15 protein-coding genes are annotated in these 17,245 nt (G+C 61.8%); 8 read left to right on the forward strand and 7 right to left on the reverse strand.

Annotated elements, in window-relative coordinates; genetic code table 11:
* Positions 1–143 precede the first annotated feature (143 nt).
* Positions 144–1,019 carry an aldose 1-epimerase gene (locus tag GH769_RS14180; RefSeq protein ID WP_014719009.1) on the forward strand — a complete coding sequence of 292 codons (876 nt, stop codon included), beginning with the start codon at positions 144–146 and terminating at the stop codon, positions 1,017–1,019.
* Here the strand turns inward: GH769_RS14180 and GH769_RS14185 are convergent.
* From GH769_RS14185 to GH769_RS14205, 5 genes are all read right to left on the reverse strand, one after another.
* On the reverse strand, positions 1,008–2,153 hold the full coding sequence (locus GH769_RS14185) for an HlyD family secretion protein (RefSeq protein ID WP_014719010.1): 1,146 nt from the start codon (positions 2,151–2,153) through the stop codon (positions 1,008–1,010). The two genes, GH769_RS14180 and GH769_RS14185, sit on opposite strands and share 12 nt — an antisense overlap.
* Positions 2,150–3,793 carry an MFS transporter gene (locus GH769_RS14190; protein WP_014719011.1) on the reverse strand — a complete coding sequence of 548 codons (1,644 nt, stop codon included), beginning with the start codon at positions 3,791–3,793 and terminating at the stop codon, positions 2,150–2,152. Before GH769_RS14190 ends, GH769_RS14185 begins: the two co-directional genes overlap by 4 nt.
* A gap of 141 nt (positions 3,794–3,934) precedes the next feature.
* Positions 3,935–4,741 carry a sulfite exporter TauE/SafE family protein gene (locus GH769_RS14195; RefSeq protein ID WP_032903434.1) on the reverse strand — a complete coding sequence of 269 codons (807 nt, stop codon included), beginning with the start codon at positions 4,739–4,741 and terminating at the stop codon, positions 3,935–3,937.
* Positions 4,742–5,986 carry an FAD/NAD(P)-binding oxidoreductase gene (locus tag GH769_RS14200; RefSeq protein ID WP_032903433.1) on the reverse strand — a complete coding sequence of 415 codons (1,245 nt, stop codon included), beginning with the start codon at positions 5,984–5,986 and terminating at the stop codon, positions 4,742–4,744.
* A gap of 51 nt (positions 5,987–6,037) precedes the next feature.
* Positions 6,038–6,373 (reverse strand): helix-turn-helix transcriptional regulator, encoded by a 336-nt coding sequence (locus GH769_RS14205; RefSeq protein WP_003174875.1) that lies wholly within the window; start codon positions 6,371–6,373, stop codon positions 6,038–6,040.
* 94 nt (positions 6,374–6,467) lie between these two features.
* On the opposite strand from GH769_RS14205, the gene GH769_RS14210 reads away from it, so the two are divergent.
* On the forward strand, positions 6,468–7,331 hold the full coding sequence (locus GH769_RS14210) for an MBL fold metallo-hydrolase (RefSeq protein WP_014719014.1): 864 nt from the start codon (positions 6,468–6,470) through the stop codon (positions 7,329–7,331).
* A 694-nt stretch (positions 7,332–8,025) separates the two neighbouring features.
* Here the strand turns inward: GH769_RS14210 and bkdR are convergent.
* A complete protein-coding gene (gene bkdR, locus GH769_RS14215; protein ID WP_003174877.1) occupies positions 8,026–8,514 on the reverse strand; it encodes a Bkd operon transcriptional regulator BkdR in 489 nt (162 codons plus the stop codon).
* A gap of 195 nt (positions 8,515–8,709) precedes the next feature.
* Here bkdR and GH769_RS14220 point away from each other — a divergent pair, with 195 nt between their 5' ends.
* From GH769_RS14220 to GH769_RS14240, 5 genes are all read left to right on the forward strand, one after another.
* Complete coding sequence (locus GH769_RS14220) at positions 8,710–9,945, forward strand: 3-methyl-2-oxobutanoate dehydrogenase (2-methylpropanoyl-transferring) subunit alpha (RefSeq protein WP_014719015.1); 1,236 nt, start codon at positions 8,710–8,712, stop codon at positions 9,943–9,945.
* Position 9,946: 1 nt separating this feature from the next.
* On the forward strand, positions 9,947–11,005 hold the full coding sequence (locus GH769_RS14225; RefSeq protein WP_005789444.1) for an alpha-ketoacid dehydrogenase subunit beta: 1,059 nt from the start codon (positions 9,947–9,949) through the stop codon (positions 11,003–11,005).
* Positions 11,006–12,271, forward strand: a complete 1,266-nt coding sequence (locus GH769_RS14230) for a dihydrolipoamide acetyltransferase family protein (protein ID WP_032903432.1) — start codon at positions 11,006–11,008, stop codon at positions 12,269–12,271.
* Positions 12,272–12,275: 4 nt separating this feature from the next.
* Positions 12,276–13,655, forward strand: coding sequence for a dihydrolipoyl dehydrogenase (gene lpdA / locus GH769_RS14235; RefSeq protein ID WP_014719017.1), 1,380 nt, complete (start codon positions 12,276–12,278; stop codon positions 13,653–13,655).
* Positions 13,656–13,860: 205 nt separating this feature from the next.
* A complete protein-coding gene (locus GH769_RS14240) occupies positions 13,861–14,880 on the forward strand; it encodes a branched-chain amino acid aminotransferase (protein ID WP_032903431.1) in 1,020 nt (339 codons plus the stop codon).
* 250 nt (positions 14,881–15,130) lie between these two features.
* On the opposite strand, the gene GH769_RS14245 is transcribed toward GH769_RS14240, so the two are convergent.
* Complete coding sequence (locus tag GH769_RS14245) at positions 15,131–16,024, reverse strand: GNAT family acetyltransferase (protein ID WP_081036837.1); 894 nt, start codon at positions 16,022–16,024, stop codon at positions 15,131–15,133.
* Between the two features lie 283 nt (positions 16,025–16,307).
* Between GH769_RS14245 and ctlX the strand changes: the two genes are divergently transcribed.
* Positions 16,308–17,234, forward strand: coding sequence for a citrulline utilization hydrolase CtlX (gene ctlX, locus GH769_RS14250; RefSeq protein ID WP_032903430.1), 927 nt, complete (start codon positions 16,308–16,310; stop codon positions 17,232–17,234).
* Positions 17,235–17,245 lie beyond the last annotated feature (11 nt).

Below are 17,245 nucleotides of genomic sequence, written 5' to 3' on the forward strand. Positions count from 1 at the left end.
GTGAGCAGCTGTGGGAGCTGGCTTGCCTGCGATAGCGGTGTATCAGTCACGGATGCATTGACTGACAGGTCGCTATCGCAGGCAAGCCAGCTCCCACACTTGCATCCTCAGTGTTTGTTTTGACTTCATCAGGCAGGTCAATCGTGATTGAGCTTTCGGATCAATTCACCCATCTGGTGCTCGCCCCCGCCATCGGCGGCAGCCTCGTCAACTGGACGGTGCGCGCCACCGGGCAGCCGCTGTTACGGCACAGCGATGCACAGGCGATCAATACCGGGCTGCCGGGCAAGCTGGGTTGCTATCCCTTGGCACCCTGGTCCAACCGAATCGCCCAAGGCGGGTTCGACAACCCCGGTGGTTGGCTGGCACTGGCAGCTAATAGCCTCACTGATCCTTTACCGATTCACGGCTCGGCCTGGCAGCAGGCATGGCAGGTGGTGAGCCATACCACGCATGAAGTGGTGCTGGAATTGGAATGCGCCACACCCTTCGCCTATCACGCCCGCCAGCGGTTGCGCTTGAACAACGGTGAGTTGAATATTCAATTGTGTGTAACTCACTTGGCCGAGCAACCCGCGTGGCATGGGCTGGGCTTGCATCCGTACTTACCTCGCCGGCCGGGTACGCGGCTGCAGGCCAAGGCTGGGCAAGTGTGGATGAGTGATGCAGCCAAGCTGCCCACCGAGTTGGCACCGGTTCCCGAAGCCTGGGATTTCCGGCAACTCAAAGGATTGCCAGAGGGGCTGGTGGACAACGGCTTTTGCGGCTGGGATGGGCACTGCCTGATCGAACAACCGGAGCTTGGCTACCGTCTCGAATGCCAGGCCAGCGGCGCCGATTATTTCCTGTTGTACTGCCCGCCGGGGTTGGAGTTTTTCTGCATCGAGCCGGTGAGCCATCCGGTGAATGCCCATCACCTGGCGGGCAAGCCTGGCCTGAAGCTGTTGGAGCAAGGCCAGTCAACCCACCTCAATTTCAACCTGAAATACACGCCAAGCGTGCCAGTGTCAGGGCGGTGAATTTTTGAGACGCCCTGCCGTGTCGATACTCACCACCACCGACAACCCCGGCCGCAAGCGCTCACTCTCGGCTTGATCCGGATCCACGGTGATGCGCACGGGCACCCGCTGGGCGATCTTGACGAAGTTGCCGGTGGCGTTGTCCGCCTGCAACAGGCTGAACTCGGAACCGGTGGCCGGGGAAATATGCTGCACCGTGCCATGGAATTTGCGGTGGTTCAGCGCATCCACGGTGAACGTCACCGGCTGGCCGACCTGCACATTGTCCATCTGGGTTTCTTTCATATTGGCAATCACCCACAACTGCTTGGGCACCAGCGCCATCAGTTGCGCGCCGGAATTGACATAAGCGCCCAGGCGCACGCCAATCTGCCCCAGCTGACCATCCCGTGGCGCCGTGATGCGGGTATTGGACAGGTCGATGCGCGCCAGTTCCACTGCCGCCTCGGCGCTCGCGACAGCTGCCTCCAGGGAGCCGCGGTTGACGATCACCGTCTGCAAATCCTGGCGCGCAATTTCCAGGCTGGCCTGGGCCTGGGCCACGGCAGCGATGGTCTGCGCGTTGGCGGCACGGGTCACGTCCAGTTCGCGTTTGGACACCGAACCATCGCTGATCAGTTCTTCATTGCGGCGCAAATCCGCAGTGCTCTTGCGTGCCTGAGCCTGACTGTCGACCAACGCGGCCTGGCGCAGCTTGATGGTCGCTTCGGCGCTGTTGCGTTGCTGCACCACGTTGGCCAACGAGGCCTTCTGCACCGCCAGTTGTGCCAGGGCCTGGTCGAGGCGTTGCTTGTAGATACGGTCATCCAGGCGCACCAGCAGGTCGCCGGTCTTGACGTACTGGAAGTCCTGCACCGGCACTTCGAACACATAGCCACTGAGTTGCGGGCCGATAATCGTCACCTGCCCACGCACCAGGGCGTTTTCGGTGGTTTCCACCGCGCTGCTGAACGGCGGCAGTTGCCAGGCGTACAACACGATCAGCACACCGATGATGGCGATGGCGGCAAAGCCCAGGGACGAGATGATCCGCACGCGCAAGGACCGCAGTTGGGTGGGCACCGCGCCCGGTGGCGTGCTGCCTTCCGGCGTGGCGGCAATGGCAGTCGTGGTGGTGGTTGAAGGTTCAGTCATGAAGTCGCGCCGCTGGGTTGAACAGGAGGAGTTGCCTTGGTAGTGCTCATCAGCCACAGGCTGCGGGTGAAGATCCACAGCATGGTCAGGATCGCGATAATCGCGATCAGCATGAAGACATCGTTGTAAGCCATGACGTTCGCCTCACGGGTGGCCGCCGTGGCCAGGCTGCGGATGCCCATGAGGTTGCGCAGTTCCGGGTCAGCGACGATCTTGCCATAGGCCGCCCCACCACTCTGCACCCGCGCCGCCACAAGCGGATCGATCAGGGTCAGGTGCTCGACGATCATGCTCGAATGGTACTTCTCGCGCACAATCTGGAAGGTGCCCAGCAACGCCGCGCCGATCAGGCCGCCAAGGTTCTGGCAGATCCCGAACATCACCGAGAAGCTCACCAGGTTGCGCGGGTTGGTCAGTACGTTTTTGGTGCCCAGCACCATGGTCGGCCCCAGGAAGAATGTACCGCCGAAGCCTAGCAGGAACTGGCTGATATAGAGGTTCTGCGGACGGGTCAGGTTGCTGGAAAAACTGTCCATCACCGAACCGGTAGCCATCAGCGCCAGGGAGATGATCAGCGGCATCAGCAAATGCGCCGGGTTGATCGTCAACGCGCTGACCACCAGCCCGGCAATCGCCCCGGCCAGCATCACCACGTACAGGGTGTGCATCTGCTGGTAGCTCATGTTCAACATCTGCATGAACCCCACCGCACCGGTGGATTGCTCGGACAGCACCATGCGAATCAGCACCACCGCCAACGCCAGGCGGATCATCACGCCGCTGCCCAGCCAGCGCGTCATCAGCATCGGGTTGCTGCGGTTATGCTCGATGGCGAGCCCCGCCATGATCAGCACCAGGGAACAGGCGGAGGCCACGCCGATCCACGGCGCTTCCAGCCACCAGTCAATACGCCCCAGGGACAGCACAGCGCAGAGCAAGGCTACGCCGCTGGCGAGGATGGCAAAGGTTAGAAAATCGAGTTTTTCAAAGGTCTTGAAGCGATCACCCGGCGGCAGCTTGAGCAGGAACACGCAGCCCAGGCAGATCAGCGCCAGGCCCAGTTCAAACAAATACAGCCCGCGCCATTCAGCGATTTGCAGCAAGTCTTCGGAAAACAGCCGCGCCAGCGGTAACGCCAACTGCGCGGTGCCCAGCCCCAGTACCAGCGCTTTCAGCCGCCACTTGGCCGGGAATGCCTGGATCATGTAGTACAAGCCCAACGAACTGAGCGCCGCACCCACCATGCCATGGGCGGCCCGTACCGCAATTGCCGAACTGAGGTCATTGACGAACAAGTGGCCGAAGGTCACCAGCGCGTAGAGCACCAGGAACACCTCGGTAAACGCACGCAGGCCGAACTGCTGGCGAAACTTCACCAGCAGCAGGTTCATGCACACGTTGGTCATCACATAGGCGGCGGGCAGCCAGGCCATTTCCGCGGTGGTCGCGCCCAGGGCGCCTTGCAGGTATTGCAGGTTGGCGATGACCAGGGCGTTACCCAAGCCGCCGGTGATTGCCACCAGCACGCCGACCAGCGCGAAGAGCCAGCGCTTATGCGTAGGGTGCAGCGGCGTCGACGGCGAGCCAGGCAGGCTCGGCCGCTCGTGGGGTTGCCAGGTGTGGGGGGTGTATTTATCCATTCGGTGACCTTGGTAAGCCGGGGTGCAAGGCCGGTGAATCCGTTACACAGAGGAACAGTAACCTGAGAGGCGTTCATCTTGCCATCTCGTGGACGCATTTGATCCTCAGGTGGACACAGTCACAAGTAGAAGCTTTTAACCTTATAGGGCGGCCTTGAATAACATGCCAACAGCCACTACGACGCACAAACTGGCAAACCCCACTTGCAAGGCCCGCGCGGGAATCACCGAACACAACCGCCTTCCCGCCAACATGCCGACGACACTCGCACCAATAAACGCCCAGCCCACCGGCTCGATACTCACGCCCGCATGAAACGCACCGGCCACGCCGATCAGCGACAGCAGGCTGACCACCATCAACGACGTGGCGACGATGCCACGCATCTGCACATCGGTGAGCTGCTTGAACGCCGGTACGATCAGGAAGCCGCCGCCCACGCCCAACAACCCCGACACGGCGCCGGTCACCGCACCCAATGCGGCCAGGGTGGCGCTGCACTTGGCGGTCCAGGCCAGGCGCCCGGTCTGCTGGTTGAGCATGCAGTTCTTCTGGCCCCACGACGCCGAACCATGGTCACTCGGCCCGGCCTCGCGCTTTTCCCGTTGCAGCATGCGCCAGGCCACCAGCACCATCAGCGCGCTGAACAGTCCCATCAGCACCGGCTCCGACAGTTGATGGGCGACGAACACACCCAACGGCGAAAACAACGCGCCAAGCAAGGCGATCAGCAACGCCGCGCGATACCGCACCAGGCCATGGCGCAAGCCATCAATGGCCCCCACCGCTGCCGCTGCGCCCACCGCGAGCAATGACACGGGCGCGGCCTGGGTCATGGTCAAGCCCAGCCCCAGCACCAGCGCCGGCACCCCGAGGATGCCGCCGCCTGCGCCGGTCAGACCCATGACCAGGCCCATCAATACACCCAACACACTGGCCAGCAGCATTCAGTCCACCTTGCTCAGACGGGTCAGCCACTCACGGCCCTTGAGCATGCCGTTCCAGTAGAACCACGGCAGCAGCGTGGCCTTGAGGAACCACATCGAACGGCGTGCCTGCGTGGGATCGAGGGGAAAGGTCGGCAGCAACTTGCCGCCGTAGCCAAACTCGGCCAGCACCACCTTGCCCTTTTCCACCGTCAGTGGGCAGGAACCGTAGCCGTCGTATTTGAGCGGCAATGGCGCCTGTTTGCGCACGGCCAGCAGGTTTTCCGCCACTACCACGATTTGCTTGCGCACCGCCGCAGCAGTCTTAGCGTTGGTGGTGCCGCACACATCCCCAAGGCCGAAGATATGTGGGTAGCGCAGGTGTTGCAGGCTGTGGGGGTTCACTTCGCACCAGCCGGCGGCATCGGCCAGCGGGCTCTGGCGGATAAAGTCCGGGGACAACTGCGGCGGTACGACGTGGAGCATATCGAAGGTTTTCTCTTCGACCGTCGCGTTGCCTTCGGCGTCTTTGACTTCAAACCAGGCTTTGCGCGCCGGGCCATCGACTTTCACCAGGTTGGAATTGAACGCCAGGCGCGCGTTGTATTTCTCCACGTACTTCATCAATGGCGGCACAAAGGTTGGCACACCGAACAACGCGGCACCGGCCAGGTTGAATTCGACGTCGATGTGTTTGAGGTCGCCCTGCTTGAGCCAGTGGTCGCAGGACAGGTACAGGGCTTTTTGCGGCGCGCCGGCACATTTGATCGGCATCGCCGGCTGGGTGAACAACGCTTTGCCGCCCTTGAGCTGCTGCACCAGCTGCCAAGTGTAGGCGGCGTGCTCGTAGCTGTAGTTGGAGGTGACGCCGTGTTGGCCCAGGGTGTCTTGCAGGCCTTCGATTTTTTCCCAGGCCAGGCGCAGGCCGGGGCAGACGATGAGGTTCTTCCAGGTGACGCGCTGGCCGCTGTCGAGCACCAGGGTGTTTTCATCGGGCAGCACTTCGCTGACGGCGGCCTGCACCCAGCTGACGCCATTGGGTAGCACATCGGCCAGGGGCCGGCGGGTCTTTTGCAGGTCGTAGGCGCCGCCGCCGACCAGGGTCCAGGCGGGCTGGTAGCAGTGGTAGTCGTTAGGTTCGATGAGGGTGATGTTCAGCTGCGGGTCGCGCTTGAGCAGGCTGGCCAGCAGGCCGATGCCTGCCGAGCCGCCGCCGATGACTACGATATCGCCACTGATGGTGGGTCCCCAGTGTTGTTCGGTCATTGTCTACTGCCTTTTTGAGTCAATGCACACAAGGGTCGCTGCCGGATGGCGTCACGCCCAGCTTTTTATGACCGCGCCGCAATACAGCCCGGACAGGGTCTTCATCACTTGAATCACTTCATGGCTGGCCAGCCCGTAGAAAATGTATTTGCCTTCCCGACGGGTGGCGACCAACCCTTCATCGCGCAAGATGCCCAACTGTTGTGACAGGGTGGGCTGGCGTACCCCGGTCAGGGCTTCCAGCTCGCCGACGTTGCGCTCGCCCTGGGTCAACTGGCACAGGATCAACAAGCGGTCTTCATTGGCCAGGGCCTTGAGCAAGGCACAGGCCTTGGACGCCGATGCACGCAGCTGGGCGACCTCGCCCTCACTCAACGTAGATTCCATTTGCCTCGGGTCCTTTAAGTCACTTAAGCTCAAAACATTATGTGTAAACGTAAACTGATTGTAACCAATTTTTTCTTCAGCAGAGACAGCCGCCATGCCAGCGTTGATTCAAGCCTTTCTGGATGACGCATCGTCGACCTACACCTATATCGTCTATGAAGCCGATGGCGGCCCTTGCGCCATCGTCGACTCGGTGCTCAATTACGACCCGGCGTCCGGGCGCACCGACACGACGCAAGCCGACAAGGTGATTGCCTTTGTGCGCGAGCATGGCCTGCACGTGCAATGGCTGCTGGAAACCCACGCCCACGCTGACCACCTGTCCGCCGCGCCCTACCTGCGTCGCACCTTGGGCGGCAAGATCGCGATAGGCGAGTCGATCAGCAAGGTGCAGGGCGTGTTCAAAAACCTGTTCAACCTCGAGCCGGAATTTCGCGTGGACGGCTCGCAGTTCGATCACCTGTTTGCGCCGGATGACATCTTTCATATCGGCAACTTGAAGGCCCAGGCGTTGCATGTGCCCGGACACACCCCCGCCGACATGGCCTATTTGATCGATGGCCGCTTGATCCTGGTGGGCGACACCCTGTTCATGCCCGACGTCGGCACCGCCCGTTGCGACTTCCCCGGCGGCGATGCGCGACAGTTGTACGCGTCGATGCGCAAGCTGTTGGCGTTCCCTTCGGACACCAAGTTGTACGTGTGTCATGACTACCCGCCCGAGGGTCGAGAGGCGAAGTGCCAAACGACCGTAGCGGAACAACGGGCGGGGAATATTCATGTGCATGATGGCGTGGATGAAGCGGCGTTTGTTGAGATGCGCACCCAACGCGATGCTGGATTGGGCATGCCGACGTTGTTGCTGCCGGCGATACAGGTAAATGTGCGGGCGGGGAATATGCCGCCGGCGGAAGAGAACGGCGTGACGTACCTGAAAATCCCCCTCAACCAACTCTAGAAACACCGATCCCCTGTGGGAGCTGGCTTGAACTGCGATAGCCATAGGTATCTACACAACTTTTTAGGCTGTCGCAGCAAACGGTAACCACGATGCGAAGCGAGCCGCTCTTGATCTTGATCTTGATCTGCTGTTGATCTTAGGCGCCCCGTTAAACCACGATGGCCGGAATTCGACAGGGATTTGGGGGGTAAACCGGCAGGGATGCCGGTTTAGCCGCCCCGCGCCATGGATGGCGCGTGGCGGCGGCCCCCCAAATCACTGGCGGATTACGGGCACACCGAGCCTGGGCGAGGTGCCGAGTGGTGGGGCAAGAGCCCTTTTGGTTACTTTTGGGGCTCTTTTCCAAAAGTGACCCGCTGTAAAAGCGGAACCCTAGGTGGCCGTTACCGCAGGAATGGATATGTACACAATCCAACTGTGTCGCCTGCCAGGCCGCCTTCGCGAGCAAGCCCGCTCCCACAGTTGGATTGCGGGGGTGTCAGGTAGATATGTGTCGCCTGGGAGGCCGTCATCGCAGGCAAGCCAGCTCCCACATTTGGACTGCGGGGGTCTCAGGTAGATTGGCGTCGGCTGTCAGGCCGCCATCACAGGCAAGCCAGCTCCCACAGTTGGATCGTTGGGTGTCAGGTAGATTGGCGTCGGCTGGCAGGCCGTCATCCCAGGCAAGCCCCACATTTTGTCCCGTGTTGAATCAGGAACCGAGGCTGATGCCGTTGGCCGGCAATGGCAATGCGGTTTTGTAGCGCACTTGCTTCAAGGCAAAGCTGGAGCGAATGTTCGCCACCCCCGGCACCTTGGTCAAAAAGTCCATCATAAAGCGCTCCAGGGACTGGATCGTGGGCACCAACACGCGGATCAAATAGTCCGGGTCGCCGGCCATCAGGTAGCACTCCATCACCTCAGGCCGATCCGAGATCGCCCCTTCGAATTGCTGCAGCGCCAGCTCGTTCTGTTTTTCCAGGCTCACATGGATGAACACATTGACGTGCAGCCCCAGCAAATCAGCATCCAGCAGCGTGACCTGCTCACGAATCAGCCCCAGTTCTTCCATCGCCTTGACCCGGTTGAAACACGGCGTGGGCGACAGGTTGACCGAGCGGGCCAGGTCGGCATTGGTGATCCGGGCATTCTCCTGCAGGGCGTTGAGAATGCCGATATCGGTACGGTCCAGTTTGCGCATGAGACAAAATCACCTGTTTATTATGTTTATGCAGTTTTTTTATCCGCAAATGACCGTGAGCGCAATGAAACACAGATAAATATTCTTCTACGCCACGCCTATGATTGTTGTAGGACAAGATTTCTTCTACCCGAAGACTGACTGTCAGCTAGCGCGCCCACTACAAGAAATTCACAAGATAGAGCGTAGAAAGCCATGACCCAGCCGTATGCACCGCTGCGCCTGCATGTTCCCGAACCCTCGGGCCGCCCAGGCTGCAAGACCGACTTTACCTACCTGCGTTTGACCGACGCCGGCCTGGTACGCAAACCCGCCATCGACGTAGAACCGGCCGACACCGCCGACCTGGCCAAGGGCCTGATCCGCGTGCTCGACGATCAGGGCCAGGCCCTTGGCCCGTGGGCCGAGGGTGTCTCCACCGAGATCATGCGCCGCGGCATGCGCGCCATGCTCAAGACGCGCATTTTCGACAACCGCATGGTGGTCGCCCAGCGTCAGAAAAAAATGTCGTTCTACATGCAAAGCCTTGGCGAAGAAGCCATCGGCAGCGCCCAGGCCCTGGCCTTGAATATCGACGACATGTGCTTCCCCACCTATCGCCAGCAAAGCATCCTGATGGCCCGCGAGGTGCCGCTGGTGGACCTGATCTGCCAACTGCTGTCCAACGAGCGCGACCCACTCAAGGGCCGCCAGTTGCCGATCATGTATTCGGTCAAGGAGGCGGGCTTCTTCACTATTTCCGGCAACCTTGCCACCCAATTCGTGCAGGGCGTGGGCTGGGGCATGGCCTCGGCGATCAAGGGCGATACCAAGATCGCCTCGGCCTGGATCGGCGACGGCGCCACTGCTGAATCGGACTTCCACACCGCCCTCACCTTCGCCCACGTGTACCGCGCGCCAGTGATTCTCAACGTGGTCAACAACCAGTGGGCGATTTCCACCTTCCAGGCCATCGCCGGCGGTGAAGCCACCACCTTCGCCGGACGCGGCGTCGGTTGCGGCATCGCTTCCCTGCGCGTGGACGGCAACGACTTTATCGCCGTGTACGCCGCCTCGGCCTGGGCCGCCGAGCGTGCGCGCCGCAACCTGGGGCCCACCCTGATCGAGTGGGTCACCTACCGCGCCGGCCCACACTCCACCTCCGATGACCCATCCAAGTACCGTCCCGCCGACGACTGGAGCCACTTCCCGCTGGGCGATCCGATTGCCCGCCTCAAGCAGCACCTGATCAAGATTGGCCAGTGGTCCGAAGAGGAACACGCGGCGGTCAGTGCCGAACTTGAAGCCGAAGTGGTCAAGGCGCAGAAGGAAGCCGAACAGTACGGCACCCTCGCCGGTGGCCAGATTCCAAGCGCCGCGACCATGTTCGAGGACGTCTATAAAGAGATGCCGGAGCACCTGAAGCGCCAGCGTCAAGAGTTGGGGGTGTGACATGAACGACCACAACAACAGCATCGAACTGGAAACCGCCATGACCACCACCACCATGACCATGATCCAGGCCCTGCGCTCGGCCATGGATGTGATGCTTGAGCGTGACGACAACGTGGTGGTGTTCGGCCAGGACGTCGGGTACTTCGGCGGCGTGTTCCGTTGCACCGAAGGCTTGCAGACCAAGTATGGCAGCTCGCGGGTGTTTGACGCCCCCATTTCGGAAAGCGGCATCGTCGGCGTGGCCGTGGGCATGGGCGCTTACGGCCTGCGCCCGGTAGCGGAAATCCAGTTCGCCGACTACGTCTACCCCGCCACCGACCAGATCATCTCCGAGGCGGCGCGCCTGCGTTATCGCTCGGCCGGCCAGTTCACTGCGCCCTTGACCATGCGCATGCCCTGCGGCGGCGGCATCTATGGCGGCCAGACCCACAGCCAGAGTATCGAAGCGGTGTTCACCCAGGTCTGCGGCCTGCGCACGGTGATGCCGTCCAACCCCTATGACGCCAAGGGCCTGCTGATCGCCTCCATCGAAAACGATGACCCGGTGATCTTCCTCGAACCCAAGCGCCTGTATAACGGCCCTTTCGATGGCCACCACGACCGCCCGGTAACGCCGTGGTCGAAACACCCCCAAGCCCAGGTGCCGGACGGTTACTACACCGTGCCGCTGGACGTGGCCGCCATCGTGCGTCCGGGTTCGGCCGTGACCGTGCTGACGTACGGCACCACCGTGTATGTGTCGCAAGTCGCCGCTGAAGAAACCGGCATCGACGCCGAGGTCATCGACCTGCGCAGCCTGTGGCCGCTGGACCTGGAGACCATCGTCAAGTCGGTGAAAAAGACCGGCCGTTGCGTGGTGGTGCATGAGGCCACGCGCACCTGCGGCTTTGGTGCCGAGTTGGTCTCGCTGGTGCAAGAGCATTGCTTCCACCACCTGGAAGCGCCGATCGAACGCGTCACCGGTTGGGACACCCCCTACCCGCACGCGCAGGAATGGGCGTATTTCCCAGGGCCGTCCCGAGTGGGCGCGGCGTTGAAACGGGTCATGGAGGTCTGAATGGGCACGCACGTTATCAAGATGCCGGACATTGGCGAGGGCATCGCGGAAGTTGAATTGTCGGTATGGCATGTAAAGGTCGGCGACCTGGTGGTTGAAGACCAGGTGCTGGCGGATGTGATGACCGACAAGGCGATGGTGGATATTCCCTCGCCGGTCCACGGCAAAGTGATTTCCCTCGGCGGCGAGCCGGGTGAGGTCATGGCAGTGGGCAGTATTTTGATCAGCATTGAAGTAGAAGGCGCAGGCAATACCAAGGATGTACCCGTGGTTGCCGAGCCGGCGAAGGCCGCGCCGCCTGTGGCCGAAGCCAAACCGGTACAGGCGCCGGTAGAAAGCAAGCCCGCTGCAGCAGTGAAAGCGCCGCAAGCGCCCGTGGCCCGTGAAGCCAGCGAACGCCCATTGGCCTCGCCTGCCGTGCGCAAACACGCGCTGGATGCCGGGATTCAACTGCGCCTGGTCCAGGGCACAGGGCCTGCCGGCCGAATTCTGCATGAAGACCTAGAGGCTTACTTGCGCCAGGGCACGGCAACGGGCGCCACTGCCGCCAACCCTTACGCCGAGCGCAACGACGAACACCAAATCCCGGTGATCGGCATGCGCCGCAAGATCGCCCAGCGCATGCAGGACGCCACCCGGCGCGCCGCGCATTTCAGCTACGTGGAAGAAATCGACGTCACCGCCCTCGACGAGTTGCGCGTGCATCTCAACGAGAAGCACGGTGCGACACGCGGCAAGCTGACCCTGCTGCCGTTTATCGTGCGGGCCATGGTGGTAGCCTTGCGCGACTTCCCGCAGATCAATGCGCGTTACGACGACGAAGCCCAGGTCATCACGCGCCTTGGTGCCGTGCATGTGGGCGTCGCCACCCAAAGCGACGTGGGCCTGATGGTGCCGGTGGTACGTCACGCCGAAGCCCGCAGCCTGTGGGGCACTGCCGAAGAAATCGCGCGTTTGGCCAATGCCGCACGCACAGGCAAGGCCAGCCGCGATGAGCTGTCCGGTTCCACCATCACCCTGACCAGCCTTGGCGCCTTGGGCGGCATTGTCAGCACGCCGGTGCTGAACCTGCCGGAAGTGGCCATCGTCGGCGTCAACCGTATCGTTGAGCGGCCGATGGTGATCAAGGGCCAGATTGTGGTGCGCAAGATGATGAACCTCTCCAGCTCCTTCGATCACCGCGTGGTCGATGGCATGGACGCGGCGCAATTCATCCAGGCCATTCGCGGCCTGCTCGAACAACCCGCCAGCCTGTTCCTGGAGTAAGGGCATGACTCAGACATTGCACACCACGCTGCTGATTATCGGCGGCGGCCCCGGCGGTTATGTGGCGGCGATTCGCGCAGGCCAACTGGGCATCCCCACCATCCTGGTGGAAGGCCAGGCACTGGGCGGCACCTGCCTGAACATTGGCTGCATTCCCTCCAAGGCGCTGATCCATGTGGCCGAGCAGTTCCAGCAAACCGTGCACCATAGCCAGGGCTCGCAACTGGGCATTGAGGTGGATGTACCGACTTTGGACATCCGCAAGAGCGTGGAATGGAAAGACGGCATCGTTGACCGCCTGACCACCGGCGTCGCCGCACTGCTGAAAAAACATAAGGTGCAGGTGATCCATGGCTGGGCCAAAGTCATCGACGGCAAGACCGTCGAGGTGGGCGAGCAACGCATCCAGTGCGAACACCTGCTGTTGGCCACCGGCTCGACAAGCGTCAACCTGCCGATGCTGCCGATTGGCGGGCCGATTATCTCGTCCACCGAAGCCCTGGCACCGACCCATGTACCCAAACGTTTGATCGTGGTGGGCGGTGGTTATATCGGCCTGGAACTGGGGATTGCCTACCGCAAGCTGGGTGCCGACGTCAGTGTGGTCGAGGCCCAGGCGCACATCCTGCCGGCCTACGACGCCGAGCTGACCCTGCCGGTGGCTGAATCCTTGAAGAAACTTGGCGTGAAGCTGTACCTGGAACACAGCGTCACCGGCTTTGCCGACGGCAAACTGCAGGTGCGCGCCCCCAACGGCGACATCTTGGCGCTGGACACCGACCAGGTGCTGGTCGCCGTGGGGCGCAAACCCAACACCCAGGGTTGGAACCTCGAAGCGCTGAACCTGGACATGAACGGCGTGGCGATCAAGATCGACAGCCGCTGCCAGACCAGCATGCGCAACGTGTACGCCATCGGCGACCTCAGCGGCGAGCCGATGCTGGCGCACCGGGCCATGGCCCAGGGAGAAATGGTTGCCGAACTGATCAGCGGCAAGGCCCGCGAATTCAACCCGGCGGCAATTCCGGCGGTGTGCTTTACCGACCCGGAACTGGTGGTGGTCGGCAAGACCCCGGACGAGGCCAAGGCTGCCGGCCTGGATTGCATTGTGTCGAGCTTCCCCTTCGCCGCCAATGGCCGGGCCATGACGCTGGAGTCCAAAGCCGGCTTCGTGCGGGTGGTGGCGCGACGTGACAATCACTTGATTGTTGGCTGGCAAGCCGTGGGGGCCGGAGTGTCCGAGCTGTCGACCGCGTTCGGCCTGAGCCTGGAAATGGGTGCGCGCCTGGAGGATGTGGCCGGCACCATCCATGCCCACCCGACCCTGGGTGAAGCGGTGCAGGAAGCCGCGCTGCGGGCATTGGGGCACGCGTTGCACCTGTAAAACCGTGGCGTGGCTATCGCAGGCAAGCCAGCTCCCACACTTGGAATGCATTCCAATGTGGGAGTCGGGCTTGCCCGCGATAGCGGTGGATCAGCCAATGCAGAGGTTGAATGGTCCGCCGCCCTCCTCCCACACCGGCCAAGAATGCAGTATTGTTGCGCCCATCCAGAAAAAAAATCCGACTTGACCAGAGATAGAGGGTGTCATGGGTAACGAGAGCATCAATTGGGACAAGCTGGGTTTTGACTACATCAAGACCGACAAGCGGTTTCTCCAGGTCTGGAAAAACGGCGAATGGCAAGCTGGCACCCTGACCGACGACAATGTGCTGCACATCAGCGAGGGCTCCACTGCCCTGCATTATGGCCAGCAATGCTTCGAGGGCCTGAAGGCCTACCGTTGCAAGGACGGTTCGATCAACCTGTTCCGCCCGGACCAGAACGCCGCCCGCATGCAGCGCAGCTGTGGCCGCCTGCTGATGCCACAAGTGCCGACCGACGCGTTCATCGACGCCTGCAAACAAGTGGTCAAGGCCAACGAGCGCTTCATCCCGCCGTACGGCAGTGGCGGCGCGCTGTACCTGCGCCCGTTCGTGATCGGCACCGGAGACAACATTGGCGTGCGTAGCGCGCCGGAGTTCATCTTCTCGGTGTTCTGCATCCCGGTCGGTGCCTACTTCAAGGGCGGCCTGGTGCCGCACAACTTCCAGATCTCCGGCTACGACCGCGCCGCGCCGCAAGGCACCGGTGCCGCCAAGGTCGGTGGCAACTACGCCGCCAGCCTGATGCCCGGCTCGGAAGCGAAGAAATCCGGTTTCGCCGACGCGATCTACCTGGACCCGATGACCCACTCGAAAATCGAAGAAGTCGGCTCGGCCAACTTCTTCGGGATCACCCACGACAACCAGTTCATCACGCCGAAGTCGCCTTCGGTATTGCCAGGCATCACCCGCCTGTCGCTGATCGAACTGGCCCAGACCCGCCTGGGCCTGGAAGTGGTCGAGGGCGAAGTGTTCATCGACAAGCTGGATCAGTTCAAGGAAGCCGGCGCCTGCGGTACCGCTGCGGTGATCTCGCCTATCGGCGGCATTCAGTACAACGGCAAGCTGCATGTGTTCCACAGCGAGACCGAAGTCGGCCCGATCACCCAGAAGCTCTACAAAGAGCTGACCGGTGTGCAGACCGGTGACGTGGAAGCGCCAGCGGGTTGGATCGTCAAGGTCTGACAGCCACAAAAGCCAGCGACACCACAAAACCCTGTGGGAGCTGGCTTGCCTGCGATAGCGAACTGTCAGTCAGCATATGATCGTTCCCACGCTCCGCGTGGGAATGCAATGCATCCCCTGACGCTCCGCGTCACCTGTTGTCCGGCGGGACGCGGAGCATCCCAGGCGGCATTCCCACGCAGAGCGTGGGAACGATCAAAGGCCCACCGCTATCGCAGGCAAGCCAGCTCCCACACTGGTTTCTACGCCTTCAAGAGCGTGGCGCAATATTCTCGCCAATCTTCTTGCCCATACTGATCCTCGGCTCCACCCCATACCCCAACGCCTCATAAAACCCCACCACCACGTCATTGCCGCCGGTGATCTGCAGGTTGATCTTCATGCAACCCAGCGCCGTCAACGCCTGTTCGGCATAGCGCACCAGCGACGATCCCAGGCCATGGCGCCGATAGTCGGTATGCACCGCCACCGAATACAACCAGCCACGATGCCCGTCATAGCCGGCGAGAATGGTACCGATCACGGCTTTGTTGTCGGTGGCAACGAAGAACAACCCGTCGTTGACCGCCAGTTTCTTATCAATCGCCAGGCTCGGCAGGTTATGCGCGGTGTCATAGCCAAACGCCTGCTGCCATAACTCAATCACCTGGGCACGGTGTTGACGGTCGCGATAAGGCCCTATGGGGTGGCGGGACAACAGCGTTTTTTCCATCACCAACGTGCGCTCATTGCCGTGGTACACGTCACGCACGTTGTGAAAACCCAACTTGGCGTAGAAGGCTTGCGCCGTCAGCGAGGACGGCACGCTCAAGACCGTCACGCCGGCTTCACGGGCGCGCAGTTCGATCTCGATCATCAACAATCGGCCAATGCCCTGCCCTTGCAGCGCTGGGTTGACGAACACCGAGCGCACCACATTGCCATCCAGTGAGGCCGTAGCGACGATCAGTTGATCCTGAGTCGCCACCAACACTACCCGCCGCTGGAGCAATGCCAGCACAGCGTCGGGGGTGAAGTTGCTGGCAACCCGCGCAATCACATCCGCGGGGTAATCACGTGCGTTGCTGCTGTGCAGCGCAGCCAGGATGACGTGGCTGATACCTTCGGCATCGGAAGGTTGGGCAAGGCGAACAGCGGTAGACATGGTTCCTCCTGGCTGACACAGCGATAACAATCACCACAATACCAATGTGGGAGCTGGCTTGCCTGCGATAGCGGTGGGCCAGCCAGATGAATGGGGCTGACACACCGCTATCACAGGCAAGCCAGTTCCCACAGTTTGATCGTATTTCAATCTGGCAGCCGATTCGGCTGCGCCACTCCCGTTTTCAGCTTTCTTGGCTGAACCACCCCGCCGTTTCAGCCGGGATCCTTTCCCCGCAACGCACACAATAGCGGCACAAGATCCCCAACGGACCCGTGCCCCCATGCAAACCACCAATACCGTCCTGATGATCCGCCCGGCGCGCTTTGCCTTCAACCCGGATACCGCGATCAACAACCGTTTCCAACGCCCGCCGCTGGACCCGCTCAGTGCACAGCACAAAGCGCTGGAGGAGTTCGACGGTTATGTCGACACCTTGCGCCAGCACGGCGTGGAGGTGCTGGTGGTGCAGGACACGCCGGCGCCTCACACGCCCGACTCGATCTTCCCCAACAACTGGTGGAGCAGCCATGCCGACGGCAGCCTGGTGCTCTACCCCATGGAAGGCCAGAACCGCCGACTGGAGCGCAACAAGGGCGTGCTGCAAGTTTTGGAGCAGCGCTTTGCGATCAACACCACCATCGATCTCAGCCACCTGGAACAACAGAACATCTTCCTGGAAGGCACCGGCAGCATGGTACTCGACCGCCAGCACCGCATCAGCTACGCCTGCCATTCGGGGCGCACCCACCACGCGGCCCTGCGCCAGTTTGCCGAACGCCTCGACTACCAACTCTGCGTGTTCCACGCCCTGGACCGCCACCAGGCACCCATCTACCACAGCAACGTGATGATGAGCGTTGGCCGCGACCTCGCGGTGGTGTGCCTGCAGGCCCTGCCCGACGACCGCGAACGCCTGGCCCTGGAACGCTCCCTGCGTGATACCGGCAAAGACATCCTCAGCCTGGACTTCGACCAGCTGGAAGCCTTCGCCGGCAACATGCTGGAGGTCCACGACCGGGACGGCCAGCCGTTGCTGGTGATGTCCGCCAGTGCCTGGGGCGCCCTGCATCCGGCGCAGCGTCAGCATGTGGAACGCCATACGCGGCCGGTGGTGGTAAATATCGACAACATCGAACGCATCGGCGGCGGCAGTGCCCGCTGCATGCTGGCCGAAGTGCATCTGCCGGCCCGCCACTCATTTCAATAAGGAGTCTTGCC

Origin of the sequence: Pseudomonas sp. CFSAN084952 (assembly GCF_009648855.1) — a bacterium.
GTDB classification, from domain to species: Bacteria; Pseudomonadota; Gammaproteobacteria; order Pseudomonadales; family Pseudomonadaceae; genus Aquipseudomonas; species Aquipseudomonas paracarnis.

What these genes read in the sequence shown, in the direction of transcription:
- ctlX (WP_032903430.1), top strand. Translation starts at nt 16,308, where the DNA reads ATGCAAACCACCAATACCGTCCTGATGATCCGCCCGGCGCGCTTTGCC.
- lpdA (WP_014719017.1), top strand. Translation starts at nt 12,276, where the DNA reads ATGACTCAGACATTGCACACCACGCTGCTGATTATCGGCGGCGGCCCC.
- GH769_RS14225 (WP_005789444.1), top strand. Translation starts at nt 9,947, where the DNA reads ATGAACGACCACAACAACAGCATCGAACTGGAAACCGCCATGACCACC.
- GH769_RS14195 (WP_032903434.1), bottom strand. Translation starts at nt 4,741, where the DNA reads ATGCTGCTGGCCAGTGTGTTGGGTGTATTGATGGGCCTGGTCATGGGT.
- GH769_RS14185 (WP_014719010.1), bottom strand. Translation starts at nt 2,153, where the DNA reads ATGACTGAACCTTCAACCACCACCACGACTGCCATTGCCGCCACGCCG.
- GH769_RS14200 (WP_032903433.1), bottom strand. Translation starts at nt 5,986, where the DNA reads ATGACCGAACAACACTGGGGACCCACCATCAGTGGCGATATCGTAGTC.
- GH769_RS14190 (WP_014719011.1), bottom strand. Translation starts at nt 3,793, where the DNA reads ATGGATAAATACACCCCCCACACCTGGCAACCCCACGAGCGGCCGAGC.
- GH769_RS14205 (WP_003174875.1), bottom strand. Translation starts at nt 6,373, where the DNA reads ATGGAATCTACGTTGAGTGAGGGCGAGGTCGCCCAGCTGCGTGCATCG.
- GH769_RS14220 (WP_014719015.1), top strand. Translation starts at nt 8,710, where the DNA reads ATGACCCAGCCGTATGCACCGCTGCGCCTGCATGTTCCCGAACCCTCG.
- GH769_RS14230 (WP_032903432.1), top strand. Translation starts at nt 11,006, where the DNA reads ATGGGCACGCACGTTATCAAGATGCCGGACATTGGCGAGGGCATCGCG.
- GH769_RS14240 (WP_032903431.1), top strand. Translation starts at nt 13,861, where the DNA reads ATGGGTAACGAGAGCATCAATTGGGACAAGCTGGGTTTTGACTACATC.
- GH769_RS14210 (WP_014719014.1), top strand. Translation starts at nt 6,468, where the DNA reads ATGCCAGCGTTGATTCAAGCCTTTCTGGATGACGCATCGTCGACCTAC.
- bkdR (WP_003174877.1), bottom strand. Translation starts at nt 8,514, where the DNA reads ATGCGCAAACTGGACCGTACCGATATCGGCATTCTCAACGCCCTGCAG.
- GH769_RS14245 (WP_081036837.1), bottom strand. Translation starts at nt 16,024, where the DNA reads ATGTCTACCGCTGTTCGCCTTGCCCAACCTTCCGATGCCGAAGGTATC.